This is a genomic window from Microbacterium hatanonis (assembly GCF_008017415.1).
Taxonomy (GTDB): domain Bacteria; phylum Actinomycetota; class Actinomycetes; order Actinomycetales; family Microbacteriaceae; genus Microbacterium; species Microbacterium hatanonis.
In genome coordinates this window covers 2033398-2049843 of sequence record NZ_VRSV01000001.1, presented here as the reverse complement: position 1 = coordinate 2049843, position 16446 = coordinate 2033398, and the positions used below count along the sequence as shown (strand labels likewise).

The window sequence follows — 16446 nt, the reverse complement described above, 5'->3', positions numbered from 1 at the left end:
ATCAGACTACCGAGCGCCGCGAGGCGAAGCGCCGTCTGACGACCAGGACGGTGATGAGCGCGAGGCCCGGGAGCAGGAACGCGACCCCGAGCCCGGTCGCGTCGCCGATCAGGCCGACGCCCACGGCCCCGAGCACGGCGCCCGCGTAGTTGAAGAGGTTGACCCGCGCGATCACCTCGTCGGTGCGCGCGGGGTCGAGGTCGCCGGCGGCGGCGAAGGCGACCGGCACGAGCACGCCCGTCGCCACGCCCGCGAGGGCGAACCCGACGACCGCCGCCGCCGGCAGGGGGATCGCGGCGACCACGACGCATCCCGTGATCGCGACCAACGCCGACAGCACGGCCAGCGCCCTCCGGCCCAGTCGCGTGACGAGGGCGTCGGTCGCCAGTCGTGTGACGAGCACGGCGCCCTGATAGGCGGCATAGCCGAGCGGTGCGATCACCGCGGTCGTGGTCAGGGTGTCGGCGAGGTAGACGGTGCTCCAGGTGCTGACGGCCGAGTCGAGGGCGAAGGCCGCGAGGATGACCGAGCCGAAGACCCAGATGCCCCGTCGAGGAAGCCGCGACGAGCCGGATGCTGCGGCCACGGTCCGCTCCGTCGAGAACGAGCGGACTCCCGCCACCGCCACCCCGACCGCGACCGCGGATGCGACCAGGAGCGGCACCGCCGACGACGCGGAGGCGGCCGCACCGGCGACGAGCAGCGCGCCGACGATCGCCGCCGCCGTGTAGACCGCGAAGAGCCGGCCGAGCACGGCGCGCCCTCTCGCGCGCTGGAGCGCGACGCCCTGCATCGCGGAGGCCGCGTCGACGCACCCAAGCCCCAGACCGTAGACGGCGAAGGCCGCGAGGAACGGAGGGAGGGGCGTGACGAGGGCGATGAGCGGCAGAGCGGCGGCCTGCAGGAGGAGGCCCGTCACCAGCGCCGCGCGGCTACCGGCGCGAACGGCGATGAGGTCGGCGAGAACCGACCCGAGCGCGGCCGCCACACAGACGCCGAGCACGATCAGCGACACGGCGGTGTCGTCGATGCGCACCTGATCCTTCAGGGAAGGGAGTGATGTGACGACGGCCGCGTAGCCGAGACCCTGCGCCGCATAGGCCGCGCCGATGGCGGCACCCGCCGGTCGCCGCATCCGCTCGTCCACGCGCACAGGCTAGCGCGCGGCCGTTCCCCTCAGGGAGCGGACGTCAGCGACCGCCGCGCAGAACCGCCTGCTTGACCTCGGCGATGGCCTTCGTGACCTCGATGCCGCGGGGGCATGCCTCGGAGCAGTTGAAGGTCGTGCGGCAACGCCAGACGCCTTCCTTGTCGTTGAGGATGTCGAGGCGCACGTCTGCCGCGTCGTCGCGCGAGTCGAAGATGAAACGGTGCGCGTTCACGATCGCCGCGGGCCCGAAGTACTGGCCGTCGGTCCAGAAGACCGGGCACGACGAGGTGCACGCGGCGCAGAGGATGCACTTGGTGGTGTCGTCGAAGACCTCGCGGTCGACGATCGACTGGACGCGCTCCTTGCCGGGCTCGGCCTTGGTCTTGGAGATCAGGAACGGCTGCACGTCGCGGTAGGAGGCGAAGAACGGCTCCATGTCGACGATGAGGTCCTTCTCGAGGGGAAGACCCTTGATCGCCTCGACGTAGATCGGCTGCGAGATGTCGAGATCCTTGATCAGCGTCTTGCAGGCCAGGCGGTTGCGTCCGTTGATGCGCATCGCGTCGGAGCCGCAGATGCCGTGGGCGCAGGAGCGGCGGAAGGCGAGGGAGCCGTCGACCTCCCACTTGATCTTGTGCAGCGCGTCGAGCACCCGGTCGGTGGGGTAGAGCTCGACGTCGTAGTCGACCCAGCGCGGCTCGGTGTCGGACTCCGGGTCGAACCGGCGCACGTTGAAGGTGACGATGAACGACTGGATGCCGGTGTCGGCCGTGGTCTCCGAGGCCTCCGCCGTGGCGTCCGTCGTGTCGATGACTGTCGATGCCATGGTCAGTACTTCCTCTCCAGGGGCGGGTAACGCAACTCGCCTGCCTCGTTCTTCGTGAAGACCACCGGCTTCCAGTCGAGCTCGATGTGGTCGGAGGCGAACGACGAGTGGGGGTCGCCCGTCAGATAGGCCATGGTGTGCTTCATGTAGTTCTCGTCATCGCGCGTCGGATAGTCGTCGCGCATGTGGCCGCCGCGGCTCTCCTTGCGGTTGAGCGCGGCGTAGACGACGACCTCGGCGAGGTCGAGGAGGAACCCGAGTTCGACGGCTTCGAGCAGGTCGGTGTTGAAGCGCTTGCCCTTGTCGTCGACGTGGATGTTGTTGAAGCGGGTGCGCAGATCTTCGATCACCGTCAGCATGCGCGTGAGCGACTCCTCGGTGCGGAACACCTGGGCGCCCTTGTCCATCTCGTCCTGCAGCGTCTTGCGCAGCACCGAGATCCGCTCGGTACCGGGGTTGGCGCGCAGTCGCTCCATGAGCTCGCGCACCTCCTTGGACGGGTCTTCGGGGAGGGGGACGAACTCGGCGGTCTTGACGTACTCCACCGCGTTGCGGCCGGCGCGCTTGCCGAACACGTTGATGTCGAGCAGCGAGTTGGTGCCGAGGCGGTTCGAACCGTGCACCGACACGCAGGCGCACTCGCCGGCGGCGTAGAGACCGGGGACGACCGTGGTGTTGTTGCTCAGCACCTCGGCGTTGTTGTTCGTGGGGATGCCGCCCATCGCGTAGTGCGCCGTCGGCATGACCGGCACCGGCTCGACGACCGGGTCGACGCCCAGGTACGTGCGGGCGAACTCGGTGATGTCGGGCAGCTTGGTCTCGAGCACCTCGGCGCCGAGGTGGGTGCAGTCCAGCAGCACGTAGTCGCGGTGCGGGCCGGCGCCGCGACCCTCCGCGACCTCCTGCACCATGCAGCGCGCGACGATGTCGCGGGGCGCGAGGTCTTTGATCGTGGGGGCGTAGCGCTCCATGAACCGCTCGCCGGAGGCGTTGCGGAGGATCGCGCCCTCGCCTCGGGCTCCCTCCGTGAGGAGGATGCCGAGGCCGGCGAGGCCGGTCGGGTGGAACTGGAAGAACTCCATGTCCTCCAGCGGCAGGCCCTTGCGCCAGATGATGCCGACGCCGTCGCCCGTGAGGGTGTGCGCGTTGGAGGTCGTCTTGTAGATCTTGCCGAAGCCGCCGGTGGCGAAGATGACGGCCTTCGACTGGAACACGTGCAGCTCGCCGGTGGAGAGCTCGTAGGCCACGACGCCGGCGACTTGGGTCGCACCCGCATCGTCGACCACGGTCACGAGGTCGAGCACGTAGAACTCGTTGAAGAAGTTGATGCCCAGGCGCACGCAGTTCTGGAACAGCGTCTGGAGGATCATGTGGCCGGTGCGGTCGGCCGCGTAGCAGGCGCGGCGCACGGGCGTCTTGCCGTGGTCGGCGGTGTGCCCGCCGAACCGGCGCTGATCGATCTTGCCCTCGGGCGTGCGGTTGAACGGCAGGCCCATGTTCTCGAGGTCGATGACCGCGTCGATCGCTTCTTTCGCGAGGATCTCGGCGGCGTCCTGGTCGACGAGGTAGTCGCCGCCCTTGACGGTGTCGAACGTGTGCCACTCCCACGAGTCCTCTTCGACGTTGGCGAGCGCCGCCGCCATGCCGCCCTGCGCCGCGCCGGTGTGCGACCGGGTGGGGTAGAGCTTCGAGATCACCGCGGTCTTGGCACCGGGGCCGGCCTCGATCGCCGCGCGCATGCCGGCGCCGCCGGCGCCCACGATCACGATGTCGAACTGGTGGTAGTGCACTCCGTCTTTGACGACGGAGTCCGAGCTGGTCTGGGTGCTCACGGGGAGATGCCTCTGCTGTCGGTGAAGTGCGGGCGAGGGGAGGTGCGGATCAGGCGCCGGTGCAGGTTTCCCAGAGGACGCTGGCCTCGTTGACCCCGATGCACGGGTCGAACGTGAAGACGACGAGCGTGCCGAGGAGGATCAGGAATGCCGCCGAGGTCCAGAGCGACCACACCAGGATGCGGCGGATGAGCGGCGTCGCGACGTAGTCGTTCACGATCGTGCGCATGCCGTTCGCGCCGTGGATGAGGGCGAGCCAGAGCATCGCGACGTCCCACCACTGCCAGAACGGCGAGGCGAGCTTGCCGGCGACGAAGGCGAAGTCGATCTGGTGGATGCCGTCGTTGGTCAGGAGGTTCGAGAACAGGTGGCCGAAGATCAGGATGATCAGCAGCACGCCGGAGGCGCGCATGTAGAGCCAGCCCCACTTCTCGAGGTTGACGCCCTTCTTGCGGACGTAGGGGGTGCGCGGTGCCGCGAGGTCTGCGGTGGTCATCAGTGTCCGACTCCCATGTTCGAGAAGACGTTGATGAGGTGGCGCGGCGTGAAACCGAGCATCGTGACGACCCAGAGACCGAGCACGCCCCACCAGAGCTGACGCTGGTGGCGGGTGGCCCATCCCCAGAAGTCGACGAGGATGATGCGCAGCCCGTTGTAGGCGTGATACGCGATCGCACCGACGAGGGCGACCTCACCGAGACCCATGATCGGGTTCTTGTACGTGCCGATCACGGCGTCGTACGCCTCGGGCGACACGCGGATCAGCGCGGTGTCGAGGATGTGCACCAGGAGGAAGAAGAAGATCGCGATGCCGGTGATGCGATGGAGCACCCACGACCACATTCCCTCGTTACCCCGGTAGAGGGTGCCGCGAGGGACTTTCGAGGTGGTCTCGGATATCGACGGTGTGACGCGTGCAGGTGCTGACACGGTCGTCCTCCCTGATCGAACACGGTTTCGGGGCGATTCGATGCCCCCGCACGGGGCAGCCCGGACGGCGCGCGAGCGCTTCGCAATTCTATTCGGCGCCTCATAGGTCCGCCCCTAAGGCCCTCCTAACTATCTCGATATCGAGAGAATCGTTTACATGCCGGTCACCCGGCCGCGACGGGCGGAGCCCCTTCGCGCCACTACCCTGGCGGCATGGCTTCTCACCCCCTCGACGACTTCTACGCCGTGATCCCCGCCGGGGGGATCGGCAGCCGGCTGTGGCCTCTCTCGCGCGCCGAGGCGCCGAAGTTCCTCCATGACCTGACGGGGTCGGGTCAGACCCTGCTCCGCGACACCTGGGACCGCCTCGAGCCGCTCACGGGGCGTGACCGCATCGCCGTGGTCACCGGGCGCGCGCACCGTGCCGCGGTGGAACGCGAGCTGCCGGGCATCGCCGACAAGAACGTCATCCTCGAGTCCGAGCCGCGCGACTCGGCGGCCGCCATCGGTCTGGCCGCCGCGATCCTCGTGCGCCGCGAGCCCGACGTCGTGATCGGTTCCTTCGCCGCCGACCACGTGATCCGAGGGACGAACACGTTCGCGTTCGCCGTGCAGCAGGCCGTCGCGGTCGCCCGGGAGGGATACATCTGCACCATCGGCATCCAGCCGAGCGAGGCGTCGATCGGATTCGGGTACATCAAGAAGGCCGATGAGCTCGACGTCGAGGGCGCCCCCGAGGCCGCGCTCGTCGAGCGCTTCGTCGAGAAGCCCGACCTCGCGACCGCGCAGGCCTACTTCGCCGACCGCGCCTACCTCTGGAACGCGGGCATGTTCATCACGCGGGCCGACGTGCTCCTCGCCGAGATCGAGGCCAACGAACCCGAGCTGCACGCCGGTCTCATGGAGCTCGCCGAGGCCTGGGACGATCGCGACCGCCGCGGGCCCGTCGTCGATCGGGTGTGGCCGACGATCAAGAAGATCGCGATCGACTACGCCGTGGCCGAGCCGGCCGCCGACAAGGGGCGTCTCGCCGTGATCCCCGGTCACTTCGACTGGGACGACGTGGGGGACTTCGCCAGCCTCGCGAAGCTCAACTCCCACGGCGGGAAGGGCGAGCTCGCGATCCTCGGCAGCACCGCCCGTGTGCTCGCCGACTCCTCGAGCGGCATCGTCGTCTCGCAGACCAGTCGCGTGATCAGCCTGATCGGCGTTCACGACATCGTGGTGGTCGACACCCCCGACGCGCTCCTGGTCACGACCAGCGACAACGCGCAGCGCGTCAAGGGCGTCGTCGACGCACTGAAACTCACCGGGCGCAACGACGTGCTCTGACGGGCGGATGCTGCGGACCTCACCGCGATCGGCGGCCCGGGCGCAGCATCCGTGTCCCCTCTGTTGCGTCTTTGTAACCATTGGCCCTCGGCCCCCGTTCGGGCCGTGGAGCGGAGCGTCACAATATGTAATGTGACTGCATCGATCTCCGAACCCGGAGGTCGCACCCCCGTTCTGGAGGACTTTGTGAAGACGACGAAGAAGGCCGTTCTCAGCGGTCTCGCGATGGTCGGTACCCTCGCGCTGCTGACCGCCTGTGGATCCGCGCCGGACGCCGCCGCACCCGCCGAGAGCGGCAGCGCCGCGACGGTGGTCGACGGGTTCAAGCCCTGCATGGTCTCGGACGAGGGCGGATTCGACGACAAGTCGTTCAACCAGCTCGGCTTCGAGGGGCTCAACCGCGCCGCCGATGAGCTGGGCGTCGAGGTCACCAGCACGGAGTCCGCCTCGGCCTCCGACTACGCCTCCAACCTCGACGGACTCGTCGCGGCGAACTGCACGTTCATCGTGTCGGTCGGCTTCAACCTGAGCGCCCCGACGGTGGAGGCGGCTCTCGCCAACCCCGACGTCGAGTTCGCGATCATCGACGACGCCGCCGACAACGACTTCGACGGCACCACCGACGCGCCGAACATCAAGCCGCTGCTGTTCGACACCGCTCAGGCCGCATTCCTCGGCGGCTACACCGCCGCCTCGTACACGCAGACCGGCAAGGTCGGCACCTTCGGCGGAGCGAAGATCCCGCCGGTGACGATCTTCATGGACGGCTTCCAGAGCGGCGTCGAGTACTACAACTCCGAGAAGGGCACCGACGTGCAGGTCGTCGGTTGGGACTCGGCCACGCAGGAGGGCCAGTTCACCAACGCCTTCGCCGCGAACGACGTCGCCAAGCAGCTCGCTCAGGGCATCATCGACCAGGACGTCGACGTGCTGCTGCCCGTCGGTGGCCCGATCTACCAGTCGGCCGCGCAGGCCATCCGTGACTCGGGCGGCAACATTGCGCTGCTCGGCGTCGACGCGGACGTCTACGAGACCGACCCGACGGTCGCCGACCTGCTGCTCGTCTCGATCCTCAAGGGCATGGACGTCGCCGTCTACGAAGCCGCGATGGAAGCCGCCGCCGGCGGGTTCGACACCACTCCGTTCGTCGGCGTGCTGGAGAACGACGGCGTGGGCATCTCGAGCTTCCACGACTTCGAGAACGAGGTCGCGCTCGGCCTCGCCGACGAGCTGGAGACGATCCGTCAGGGGATCATCGACGGCACGATCGACGCCGAATCGGTGTCGTCGCCCGCCCAGGGCTGATCTCGCTACGACCACGGCCAGCCGGTGATCCGGCTGGCCGTGGTCGTGCCCGGCTTCGTGCCACCCACTTCCCCCTCGATCGGGCCGCCGGCCTCCTGCCGTCCCCGTCCTTTCGATCGGGCCGCCGGCCTCCTGCCGCCCCGTCCTCTCGATTAGATTGACGTCATGACGCTCGAACTGCGCGGGATCACAAAAAGATTCGGCGATCTGGTCGCGAACGACCACATCGACCTCGTCGTCCGCCCCGGAGAGATCCACGCTCTCCTGGGAGAGAACGGCGCCGGCAAGTCCACCCTGATGAACGTCCTCTACGGCCTGTACACGGCCGACGAGGGCGAGATCCTGCTCGACGGAGTCGTCCAGCAGTTCCGGGGTCCGGGCGATGCCATGCAAGCCGGTATCGGCATGGTGCACCAGCACTTCATGCTCGTGCCCGTGTTCTCGGTCGCCGAGAACGTCATGCTGGGGCACGAGTCGACCCGCTTCGGCGGCGCGCTCGATCTCCCCGCGGCGCGCGCCCATGTGCGCGAGGTCGCGGCTCGGTTCGGGTTCGCCATCGACCCCGACGCGATCGTCGGCGACCTCCCCGTCGGCGTCCAGCAGCGGGTCGAGATCATCAAGGCGCTCTCGCGCGACGCGAAGGTGCTCGTCTTCGATGAGCCGACCGCCGTGCTCACCCCGCAGGAGACCGACGAGCTGATGGGCATCATGCGTCAGCTCCGCGACGACGGCACGTCCATCGTCTTCATCACCCACAAGCTCCGCGAGGTTCGCGAGGTCGCGGACACCATCACGGTCATCAGGCTCGGCAAGGTCGTCGCCGAGGCCGAGCCGACCGCCACGAACGCCGAGCTCGCGTCGCTCATGGTCGGTCGCGCGGTCGAGCTCACGGTGAGCCGGGAAGCCCCGCACCTGCGACCCGGCGGGCTGGTCGTCGAGGGACTCAGCGTCACCGACGAGACCGGCCATCTGGTCGTCAACGACGTCAGCTTCGCCGTGCAGCCGGGCGAGGTGCTCGCGATCGCCGGGGTGCAGGGCAACGGGCAGACCGAGCTCACCGAGGCGCTCATCGGGCTGCAGGCGAAGGTCTCAGGATCGATCCTCCTCGACGGCGAAAACCTGAACGGTCGCAGCGTCAAGCAGATCATCGATGCCGGCGTCGGGTTCGTCCCCGAGGACCGCAAGGTCGAGGGCCTCGTCGGCGAGTTCAGCGTGGCCGAGAATCTCGTGCTCAACAGGTCGGGCGAGGCCCCGTTCTTCCGGGCCGCCACCCTGCGCCGATCGTCCCTCGCCGACTTCGCCCGCGAGAAGATCAACGAGTTCGACATCCGCACGCAGAGTCCTCAGACCGCCGTGGGGCGTCTCTCCGGCGGCAACCAGCAGAAAGTGGTGCTCGCGCGGGAGCTCAGTCGTCCGCTCAAGCTGTTCGTCGCCTCCCAGCCGACCCGCGGCATCGATGTCGGATCGATCGAGTTCGTGCACAAGCGCATCGTCGAGACCCGCGACTCCGGGGTGCCCGTCATCGTCGTCTCGACCGAGCTCGACGAGGTGTCGGCGCTGGCCGACCGGATCGCGGTCATGTACCGCGGGCGCATCGTCGGCATCGTGCCCGGTGACGCGTCACGGGAGACCCTCGGTCTCATGATGGCGGGCGAATCGATCGAGGGGATCAACGCATGACCGACACCTCCTCCGAGCTTCCCGCGGCCACCGGTCCGCTGGCGGGCCAGACGCCGTCCTCGCCTCCGGCGCCGCGGCAGAACGCCTTCGTCGCAGACCTCCTGCGCGGCAACGTCGTCACCACGGTGCTGGCCATCGTGCTGTCGATGCTGATCGGCGGTCTGCTCGTCGCCCTGACCGATCAGAACGTGATCCGCACGGCCGGCTACTTCTTCGCCCGCCCGGGCGACATGCTCGGCGCGGTGTGGGACGCCTTCGCAGGCACCTACTCCGCGCTCTTCCGCGGCGCGATCTACAACTACGATGCTCCCGACTTCCTCCGGGCGATCAAGCCGCTCACCGACACGCTGAACTTCGCGACGCCCCTGATCGCCGCCGGCCTCGGCGTCGGACTCGCGTTCCGCGTCGGTCTGTTCAACATCGGTGGCCGCGGTCAGCTGCTCATCGGTGCCGCGACGGCCGCCTTCGTGGCCTTCTCGGTCGAGGCGCCGCTGTGGATCCACCTCCCGCTCACGATCCTCGCCGGCCTCGCCGGAGGGGCCGTGTGGGGCGGCATCGTCGGCGTGCTCAAAGCCCGTACCGGCGCGCACGAGGTGATCCTCACGATCATGCTCAACTTCGTCGCGTTCTACTTCGTGTCGTGGTTGCTCTCGACGCCGGGTCTGCTGATGCGGCCGGGCGGATCGCAGCCGATCTCCCAGGCGACGCCCGTGTCGGCGCAGTTCCCCGCGATCTTCCCCGCGCCGCTCACGGTCAACTGGGGGTTCCTCGTCGCGATCGTGGCCACGGTCTTCGTCTGGTGGCTGATCGAGCGGTCCTCGCTCGGTTTCCGGATGCGTGCCGTCGGCGAGAACCCGCATGCGGCGCGCGCGTCGGGCGTGAAGGTCGGGCGCATCCTCATCTACGCGATGGCCCTCGCCGGTGCGCTGGCCGGTCTCGCCGGTGTGAACCAGATCTCGGGCACGATCACGAGCGGCTTCGGCAACGGCATCGACGCCGGCATCGGCTTCGACGCCATCACCGTGGCGCTGCTCGGCCGCAGCCGGGCGTGGGGCGTCTTCGCCGCGGGCATCCTCTTCGGCGCCCTCAAGGCGGGCAGCTTCACGATGCAGATCGCGGAGAACATCCCGGTCGACATCGTGCTCGTCGTGCAGGCGCTGATCGTGCTGTTCATCGCGGCTCCACCGCTGGTGCGGACGATCTTCTTCCTCCCGAAAGACCCCGCGACGCCCACCCGGCGAACGCGCCGCGCCGCACGGAAGGCGGTGTCGGCATGAGCGCCGCCACGGTCAAGGACAACGTCCCCGTCGACCTCGGACTCGAGATGTCGCGCCAGCGCAGCTGGAAGGGGTCGATCACGTTCGGCGTGGCGACGATCCTCCTGCTGCTGCTCGCCCTTCCCGCCGGACGCACGGGCGTCAGCACGTACCGCCTCGCCGACCGAGCGTCGTCGTGGACCGCACCCGACATCCTCGTGCCCACCTGGCCGACGGTGCTGGTGTGCGCGATCCTCCTCGCCCTCGCCACCGCGTACTCGGTCTGGTCGACGCTGCGCTACCGACGCCCGGGGCTGTGGCTCGCCATCCTCGTCGCGCTGGTCGGCGTGTTCGGATTCCTCACCTGGTCGGCGGCGGACGGCCTCGTCCCCGTCACCGGTCTGCTCTTCGGTGCGATCTCGCTGTCCGTGCCGCTGGTCTTCGGAGCGCTCGGCGGCGTCATCGGCGAGCGGGTGGGCGTGGTCAACGTCGCGATCGAGGCCCAGTTCCTCCTCGCGGCCTTCACGAGCGCGCTGGTCGGCACGATCACGGGCAGCTACGTGCTCGGCCTCGTCGCGGCCATCTTCGCCGGAGCCCTCGTCGGAGCCGTCCTCGGTCTCTTCGCCATCCGCTATCTCGTCGACCAGGTGATCGTCGGCGTCGTGCTCAACGTGCTCATCACGGGTCTCACGAGCTTCCTGCACGGAGCGATCATGGTGCCCAACGGCGCCACCCTCAACAGCCCCCCGCGCTTCCCGCGCTGGGCCATCCCCGGCCTCAGCGAGATCCCGGTGCTCGGGCCCGTGCTGTTCAACCAGACGCTCATCGTCTACCTCATGTACATCGCGGTTCCCGCGGTGGCGTGGGGGCTCTACAAGACGCGCTGGGGTCTGCGCCTTCGCGCCGTCGGCGAGCACCCGCAGGCCGCCGACACCGTCGGCATCAAGGTCAACCCGACCCGCTTCTGGAACCTGCTGCTCGCCGGCGGCATCGCGGGCATCGGCGGTGCGTACTTCACCCTCGGCGCCGTCGGCAGCTTCGACAAGGAGATGACCAACGGCCTCGGCTTCATCGCCCTCGCCGCGGTGATCTTCGGCGGGTGGGACCCGGTGCGCGCCACGCTGGCGGCGCTCCTGTTCGGGTTCGCCACCAACCTCCAGACCCTGCTCGGCAACCTCGGGTCGCCGATCCCCGGAGACTTCCTGGCGATGCTGCCCTACCTGGTGACCATCTTCGCGGTGGTGGGCCTGGCGGGCCGCGTCCGGGGACCTGCGGCCGCGGGCAAGCCGTACATCAAGGGCTGACGCCCTGCCCAAGCATCCGATTCACGACGAGAAGGACAGATGACCGACATCGACTGGGACGAGCTGCGCACCGTGGCCACCGAGGCCATGCACCACGCGTACGCACCGTACTCCCGCTTCAAGGTGGGGGCTGCGGCCCTCGTCAGCGACGGGCGCATCGTGTCGGGGTGCAACGTCGAGAACGCCTCCTACGGCGTGACCCTGTGCGCCGAGTGCGGGCTCGTGAGCGAGCTGCACCGCTCTGGCGGCGGCCAGCTGGTGGCGTTCGTGTGCGTCGACGGCGACGGCCGCACGCTCATGCCGTGCGGCCGGTGCCGGCAGCTGCTCTTCGAGCACGCCATCCCGGGCATGCTTCTCGAGACCGTGTCGGGGATCCGCACGATCGACGAGGTGCTGCCCGACGCCTTCGGCCCGCGCGACCTCGAGGAGGCGGCCCGATGAGCGCGCAGTCCGAGGTGCATCCGCACGACGCCGTCGACATCATCCGCGCGAAGCGCGACGGCCAGGCCGTGCCCGAGCCGGCGCTGCGCTGGATGATCGAGCACTACACGAAGGGCTACGTCTCCGACGCGCAGATGTCGGCGTTCGCCATGGCGGTGCTCCTGAACGGCATGTCGCGCGACGAGATCCGGGTGATGACCGACGCCATGATCGCCTCGGGCGAGCGCATGGAGTTCTCCTCCCTCGGCAAGCCCACCGTCGACAAGCACTCGACCGGGGGAGTGGGCGACAAGATCACCCTCCCGCTGGCACCGTTGGTCGCCGCGTTCGGCGTCGCCGTGCCGCAGCTGTCGGGTCGCGGACTCGGCCACACCGGCGGCACGCTCGACAAGCTCGAGTCGATCCCTGGCTGGCGTGCGGCCCTGTCGAACGACGAGATGCTCGCGCAGCTCCGCGACGTCGGAGCCGTCATCTGCGCGGCCGGTTCGGGTCTCGCCCCGGCCGACAAGAAGCTCTACGCGTTGCGCGACGTCACGGGGACGGTCGAGGCGATCCCGCTGATCGCGTCGAGCATCATGTCGAAGAAGATCGCCGAGGGCACCGATGCGCTCGTGCTCGATGTGAAGTTCGGCTCCGGCGCCTTCATGCAGGACATCGATCGCGCGCGCGAGCTCGCTCGCACCATGGTCGCGCTGGGCACCGACTCGGGCGTGTCGACCACCGCGCTCCTCACCGACATGAACACGCCCCTGGGCCTCGCGATCGGCAACGCCAACGAGGTGCGCGAATCGGTCGAGGTGCTCGCCGGCGGCGGACCGGCCGACGTCGTCGAGCTCACGCTCGCGCTCGCCCGCGAGATGCTCGCCCTCGCCGGACAGCCGGACGCCGACGTCGAGGCGGCCCTGGCCGACGGCCGCGCCATGGACGCCTGGCGCGCGATGATCGTCGCGCAGGACGGCGATCCGGATGCGGCGCTTCCCACGCCGCGCGAGACGCACGTCGTCACGGCCGAGCGGGCCGGCATCGTGCAGCGCGTCGACGCGCTGCCGTTCGGCGTCGGCGCCTGGCGGCTGGGTGCCGGTCGTGCCCGCGCCGTCGACCCCGTCATCCACGCCGCAGGCATCGACCTGCACGTCAAGCCCGGCGATCGGGTGACGGCTGGTCAACCGCTGTTCACCCTGTCGGCCGATGATGAGAAGCGGTTCGGCCGCGCTCTCGAGGCCGTCGCGGGAGCATGGGAGATCGCCGACTCGGCGGTCGACGTGCTGCCACTGGTCCGTGAGCGCATCACGGCCTGACCGAACCCGCGCACAGGAGGAAGCCATGTCGATCGATCAGCACGGAGACGCCCGCCTCGAGGGGATGTCGCTCCGCGGCCTGCCCAAGGTGTCGTTGCACGACCACCTCGACGGAGGGGTACGCCCCGACACCATCGTCGAGCTCGCCGATGCGGCGGGTGTCGACCTCCCCGTCGACGACGGTGACGACCTCGCCGACTGGTTCGCCGAGAAGGGGGACTCGGGGTCGCTCGTGGAGTACCTCAAGACGTTCGACCTCACGATCGGCGTCATGCAGACGCGCGAGAACCTCACGCGCGTCGCACGGGAGTTCGTCGAGGACCTCGCCGCCGACGGCGTGATCTACGGCGAGGTGCGCTGGGCGCCCGAGCAGCACCTCGCCGGTGGTCTGTCCCTCGACGACGTCGTCGACGCCGTGCAGGAGGGCATCGAAGAGGGTGAGGATGCCGCGGAGGCAGCGGGCCGCGACATCCGCGTCGGTCAGCTGATCTCGGGCATGCGCCAGACCGAGCGCGTGCGCGAGCTCGCCGAGCTGGCCGTGTCGTGGCGAGGACGCGGAGTGGTCGGGTTCGACATCGCCGGTCCCGAAGACGGATACCTCCCGGCGCTGCACCGTGACGCGTTCGACTACCTCGCGCGAGAGTTCTTCCCGACGACGGTGCACGCCGGAGAGGCGGCCGGGCTCGACAGCATCCGTTCCGCCCTGCTCGACGGCCGTGCGCTGCGTCTCGGCCACGGTGTGCGTCTCGCCTCCGACCTCAACGTCATCGAGCGCTCGGGCGAAGAGGTGATGGTGCAGTTCGGCGATCTCGCCCGGTGGGTGCGCGACCGCGAGATCACGCTGGAGCTGTCGCCCTCGTCGAACCTGCAGACCGGTGCGATCGAAGCGTGGGGCACCGCGATCGAGGACCACCCGTTCGATCTGCTCTACCAGCTCGGTTTCTCGGTCACGGTGAACGTCGACAACCGCACGATGAGCCGCACGAGCCTCACGCGCGAGCTCTCGCTGCTCGTCGACGCCTTCGGCTACGACCTCGGCGACCTCGAGGCGTTCCAGCTCAACGCCGCCGCGGGCGCCTTCCTGCCCGTCGAGGAGCGCGAGGAGCTCATCGAGCTCATCGCCGCCGGCTTCGGGGCCTGACGTCTGCGCCTGACCTCGGCGCCGATGTCCCCATCCGGCCAGGAATGCGGGCTCTTTTCCCGGCGGGATGGGGACATCGCTCGTCCTCCACAGGGGGACGGGCGGCGGGGGTTCTGGACAGAAGAGTGCCGACGGAGTCGCGGACGGTGATGTGGCGGCCAGGATCGGGCGATGCGCCCTCCCGCCGATCTGCCCGCCGAACTTCGTGCAGGACCGTTCTCCATCCATGACGCCCAGCGGGCCGGCGTGCGCGCCGGACGGCTCGACGCCCGCGATCTCACCATCCCCTTTCCGGGCGTGCGCGACCATAAGGACGCTGGCTCGTACGGACTTCTTCGGCAGTGTCAGCAGTTCGCCGCACGGATCGCGCCCTGGCAGTTCTTCAGCCACGGCACGGCCCTCGCCCTCTGGGGTGCGCCGATGCCCTCGGGCCGCTCCGGTAGTGAGGTGCACGTCAGCGCCCACCGTCCGCAGCGCGAGCCGCGGGTGAAGGGGGTGATCGGCCACCGGCTCCAGCACCGGGATGCGGCGGTGCATCTCATCGGGGGACTCCCCGTCGAGTCGCCCGCCAGGGCCTGGCGGCAGGCCGGCGCATCATGGAGCCTCGACGATCTCGTGGCGGCGGGTGACTATCTCGTCGGGCGCGGCCGCTGCGCCACGCTCGAGGAGCTGCGCTGCGAGGCAGCGGCGATGGGCGGGGTGGGCGCGGAGCGGTTGCGCGCCGCGCTCGATGCCATCCGTGCGGGTTCGGAGTCGTCCGAGAAGTCCCGGCTGCGCCTGGTGCTGGCGCGAGCCGGTCTGCCGGAGCCCGAGCTCAACTGGGTGCTGCGGGACACGAGCGGCCGGTTCGTGGCGCGGCTCGATCTGGCCTATCCGCGGTGGCGCGTCGGGACGGAGTACGACGGCCGGCAGCATGCCTTCGACGTCCGGCAGTTCGAACGAGACTCCGATCGCTGGCCGGCCATACGCCGCGCGGGTTGGGATGTGGTGCGAGTGCTGCGGCACCACCTGCGCGATGGCGGCAAACCGGCTGTCTTCCTCGTGCGGGAGGCGTTGCTGCGCGCCGGGTGGTCGCCGTCGCGGGGTTGATGTCCCGATCCCGCCGGGAACGAAGCACTCTTTCCCGGCGGGATCGGGACACGGTCGGGGGGAGAGGCGGGCTCAGGGGAGCGCGGCGAGGAACGGGGCGATCGCGTCGGTCAGAGCCGCGGTCATGTCGGCGTCCGAGATCGTCGGGGTGCCGTCGCCGGCCTGCGGGCCGTAGTCGCCGAAGGATGCGTGCGAGGCGCCGGCGATCTCGACGAATTCCGCGCCGGCGGGCAGCTCGCCTTTCGCGTCGGCGATCTTCTGCGGCGTCGACAGGCCGTCGTCGGAGCCCGCGAGGCTCAGTACGGGAAGACCGGATCCGGTGAGGTCGTTCGCGCAGTACGACGCGAACAGCACGAGCGCGTCGGCGTCGGGGGCGAGCTGGCACGCCCGGACGCCTCCGAGCGAGTGCCCACCGACCGCCCACGCCTCGACGTCGGGCGCGAGCGAGGTGAACGTGTCGAGCGGGCGCGGGTCGAAGAAGGCGAGATTCAGCCACGGCCGCGTGATGACGACCGTCACGCCGTCGTCGGCGACCAGGCGCGAGAGCTTCGCCGCGTACGCCCACGGGTCGACCTTCGCGCCGGGAATGAAGACGAGCCCGACGTCGCTGCCGCCGTCGGCCGGGGCGAGCACGATGCCCGCGCCGTCGTCGGCGACCGAGATCGCGGGATCGCTCCTGACCGCGTCGAGCGGACCGGCCTCGGCGCCCATGACGCCGACCTGGCTCCAGACGAGGACGCCGATGATCAGCGCGACGACGAGGCCGCCGATGATGCCGAGGGTCCAGCGCAGCGCGCGGAACCGGCGACGCCGGCGCGGGGGAGCATCCCCGGCCGGCGTCGCGTCGAGCGGATCGGTCACG

The 16446-nt window shown here is 69.5% G+C and carries 15 protein-coding genes; 9 read left to right on the top strand and 6 right to left on the bottom strand.

Annotated elements, in window-relative coordinates:
- Position 1: 1 nt before the first annotated feature.
- Genes FVP77_RS09865 through sdhC form a run of 5 tightly spaced genes read right to left on the bottom strand, consistent with a single transcriptional unit; the run spans position 2 to position 4738 of the window.
- The gene (locus FVP77_RS09865) at positions 2–1147 is read right to left on the bottom strand and encodes an MFS transporter (protein WP_246134038.1); all 1146 of its coding nucleotides are present in this window, start codon (positions 1145–1147) and stop codon (positions 2–4) included.
- Positions 1148–1190: 43 nt separating this feature from the next.
- A complete protein-coding gene (locus tag FVP77_RS09860; protein ID WP_187266873.1) occupies positions 1191–1976 on the bottom strand; it encodes a succinate dehydrogenase iron-sulfur subunit in 786 nt (261 codons plus the stop codon).
- Between the two features lie 2 nt (positions 1977–1978).
- Complete coding sequence (sdhA, locus tag FVP77_RS09855; RefSeq protein WP_147894301.1) at positions 1979–3808, bottom strand: succinate dehydrogenase flavoprotein subunit; 1830 nt, start codon at positions 3806–3808, stop codon at positions 1979–1981.
- 49 nt (positions 3809–3857) lie between these two features.
- A complete protein-coding gene (locus FVP77_RS09850; RefSeq protein WP_147894300.1) occupies positions 3858–4304 on the bottom strand; it encodes a succinate dehydrogenase hydrophobic membrane anchor subunit in 447 nt (148 codons plus the stop codon).
- Positions 4304–4738, bottom strand: a complete 435-nt coding sequence (gene sdhC, locus FVP77_RS09845) for a succinate dehydrogenase, cytochrome b556 subunit (protein WP_147894299.1) — start codon at positions 4736–4738, stop codon at positions 4304–4306. Before sdhC ends, FVP77_RS09850 begins: the two co-directional genes overlap by 1 nt.
- Positions 4739–4951: 213 nt before the next feature.
- Here sdhC and FVP77_RS09840 point away from each other — a divergent pair, with 213 nt between their 5' ends.
- The 9 genes from FVP77_RS09840 to FVP77_RS09800 all read left to right on the top strand — a co-directional run bounded on the left by FVP77_RS09840 (position 4952) and on the right by FVP77_RS09800 (position 15584).
- Positions 4952–6070, top strand: a complete 1119-nt coding sequence (locus FVP77_RS09840; protein WP_147894298.1) for a mannose-1-phosphate guanylyltransferase — start codon at positions 4952–4954, stop codon at positions 6068–6070.
- A 225-nt stretch (positions 6071–6295) separates the two neighbouring features.
- Positions 6296–7375 (top strand): BMP family lipoprotein, encoded by a 1080-nt coding sequence (locus tag FVP77_RS09835; RefSeq protein ID WP_147894535.1) that lies wholly within the window; start codon positions 6296–6298, stop codon positions 7373–7375.
- Positions 7376–7540: 165 nt separating this feature from the next.
- Positions 7541–9055 (top strand): ABC transporter ATP-binding protein, encoded by a 1515-nt coding sequence (locus FVP77_RS09830; protein ID WP_147894297.1) that lies wholly within the window; start codon positions 7541–7543, stop codon positions 9053–9055.
- Positions 9052–10332 (top strand): ABC transporter permease, encoded by a 1281-nt coding sequence (locus FVP77_RS09825; RefSeq protein ID WP_147894296.1) that lies wholly within the window; start codon positions 9052–9054, stop codon positions 10330–10332. Before FVP77_RS09830 ends, FVP77_RS09825 begins: the two co-directional genes overlap by 4 nt.
- Positions 10329–11615 carry an ABC transporter permease gene (locus FVP77_RS09820; protein WP_147894295.1) on the top strand — a complete coding sequence of 429 codons (1287 nt, stop codon included), beginning with the start codon at positions 10329–10331 and terminating at the stop codon, positions 11613–11615. Before FVP77_RS09825 ends, FVP77_RS09820 begins: the two co-directional genes overlap by 4 nt.
- Positions 11616–11654: 39 nt before the next feature.
- On the top strand, positions 11655–12056 hold the full coding sequence (locus FVP77_RS09815) for a cytidine deaminase (RefSeq protein WP_147894294.1): 402 nt from the start codon (positions 11655–11657) through the stop codon (positions 12054–12056).
- Positions 12053–13354, top strand: a complete 1302-nt coding sequence (locus FVP77_RS09810) for a thymidine phosphorylase (RefSeq protein WP_147894293.1) — start codon at positions 12053–12055, stop codon at positions 13352–13354. Before FVP77_RS09815 ends, FVP77_RS09810 begins: the two co-directional genes overlap by 4 nt.
- A gap of 25 nt (positions 13355–13379) precedes the next feature.
- Positions 13380–14495 (top strand): adenosine deaminase, encoded by a 1116-nt coding sequence (locus tag FVP77_RS09805; RefSeq protein WP_147894292.1) that lies wholly within the window; start codon positions 13380–13382, stop codon positions 14493–14495.
- Between the two features lie 171 nt (positions 14496–14666).
- Complete coding sequence (locus FVP77_RS09800) at positions 14667–15584, top strand: hypothetical protein (RefSeq protein ID WP_147894291.1); 918 nt, start codon at positions 14667–14669, stop codon at positions 15582–15584.
- 72 nt (positions 15585–15656) lie between these two features.
- Here FVP77_RS09800 and FVP77_RS09795 read toward each other — a convergent pair whose 3' ends face one another.
- Complete coding sequence (locus FVP77_RS09795) at positions 15657–16445, bottom strand: alpha/beta hydrolase (protein WP_425463131.1); 789 nt, start codon at positions 16443–16445, stop codon at positions 15657–15659.
- Between the last annotated feature and the right edge of the window lies 1 nt (position 16446).

Coding starts and splice junctions, on each gene's coding strand:
- FVP77_RS09860 (WP_187266873.1), bottom strand. CDS start 1,976: ATGGCATCGACAGTCATCGACACGACGGACGCCACGGCGGAGGCCTCG.
- FVP77_RS09850 (WP_147894300.1), bottom strand. CDS start 4,304: ATGACCACCGCAGACCTCGCGGCACCGCGCACCCCCTACGTCCGCAAG.
- FVP77_RS09840 (WP_147894298.1), top strand. CDS start 4,952: ATGGCTTCTCACCCCCTCGACGACTTCTACGCCGTGATCCCCGCCGGG.
- FVP77_RS09835 (WP_147894535.1), top strand. CDS start 6,296: ATGGTCGGTACCCTCGCGCTGCTGACCGCCTGTGGATCCGCGCCGGAC.
- FVP77_RS09830 (WP_147894297.1), top strand. CDS start 7,541: ATGACGCTCGAACTGCGCGGGATCACAAAAAGATTCGGCGATCTGGTC.
- FVP77_RS09825 (WP_147894296.1), top strand. CDS start 9,052: ATGACCGACACCTCCTCCGAGCTTCCCGCGGCCACCGGTCCGCTGGCG.
- FVP77_RS09820 (WP_147894295.1), top strand. CDS start 10,329: ATGAGCGCCGCCACGGTCAAGGACAACGTCCCCGTCGACCTCGGACTC.
- FVP77_RS09815 (WP_147894294.1), top strand. CDS start 11,655: ATGACCGACATCGACTGGGACGAGCTGCGCACCGTGGCCACCGAGGCC.
- FVP77_RS09810 (WP_147894293.1), top strand. CDS start 12,053: ATGAGCGCGCAGTCCGAGGTGCATCCGCACGACGCCGTCGACATCATC.
- FVP77_RS09805 (WP_147894292.1), top strand. CDS start 13,380: ATGTCGATCGATCAGCACGGAGACGCCCGCCTCGAGGGGATGTCGCTC.
- FVP77_RS09800 (WP_147894291.1), top strand. CDS start 14,667: ATGCGCCCTCCCGCCGATCTGCCCGCCGAACTTCGTGCAGGACCGTTC.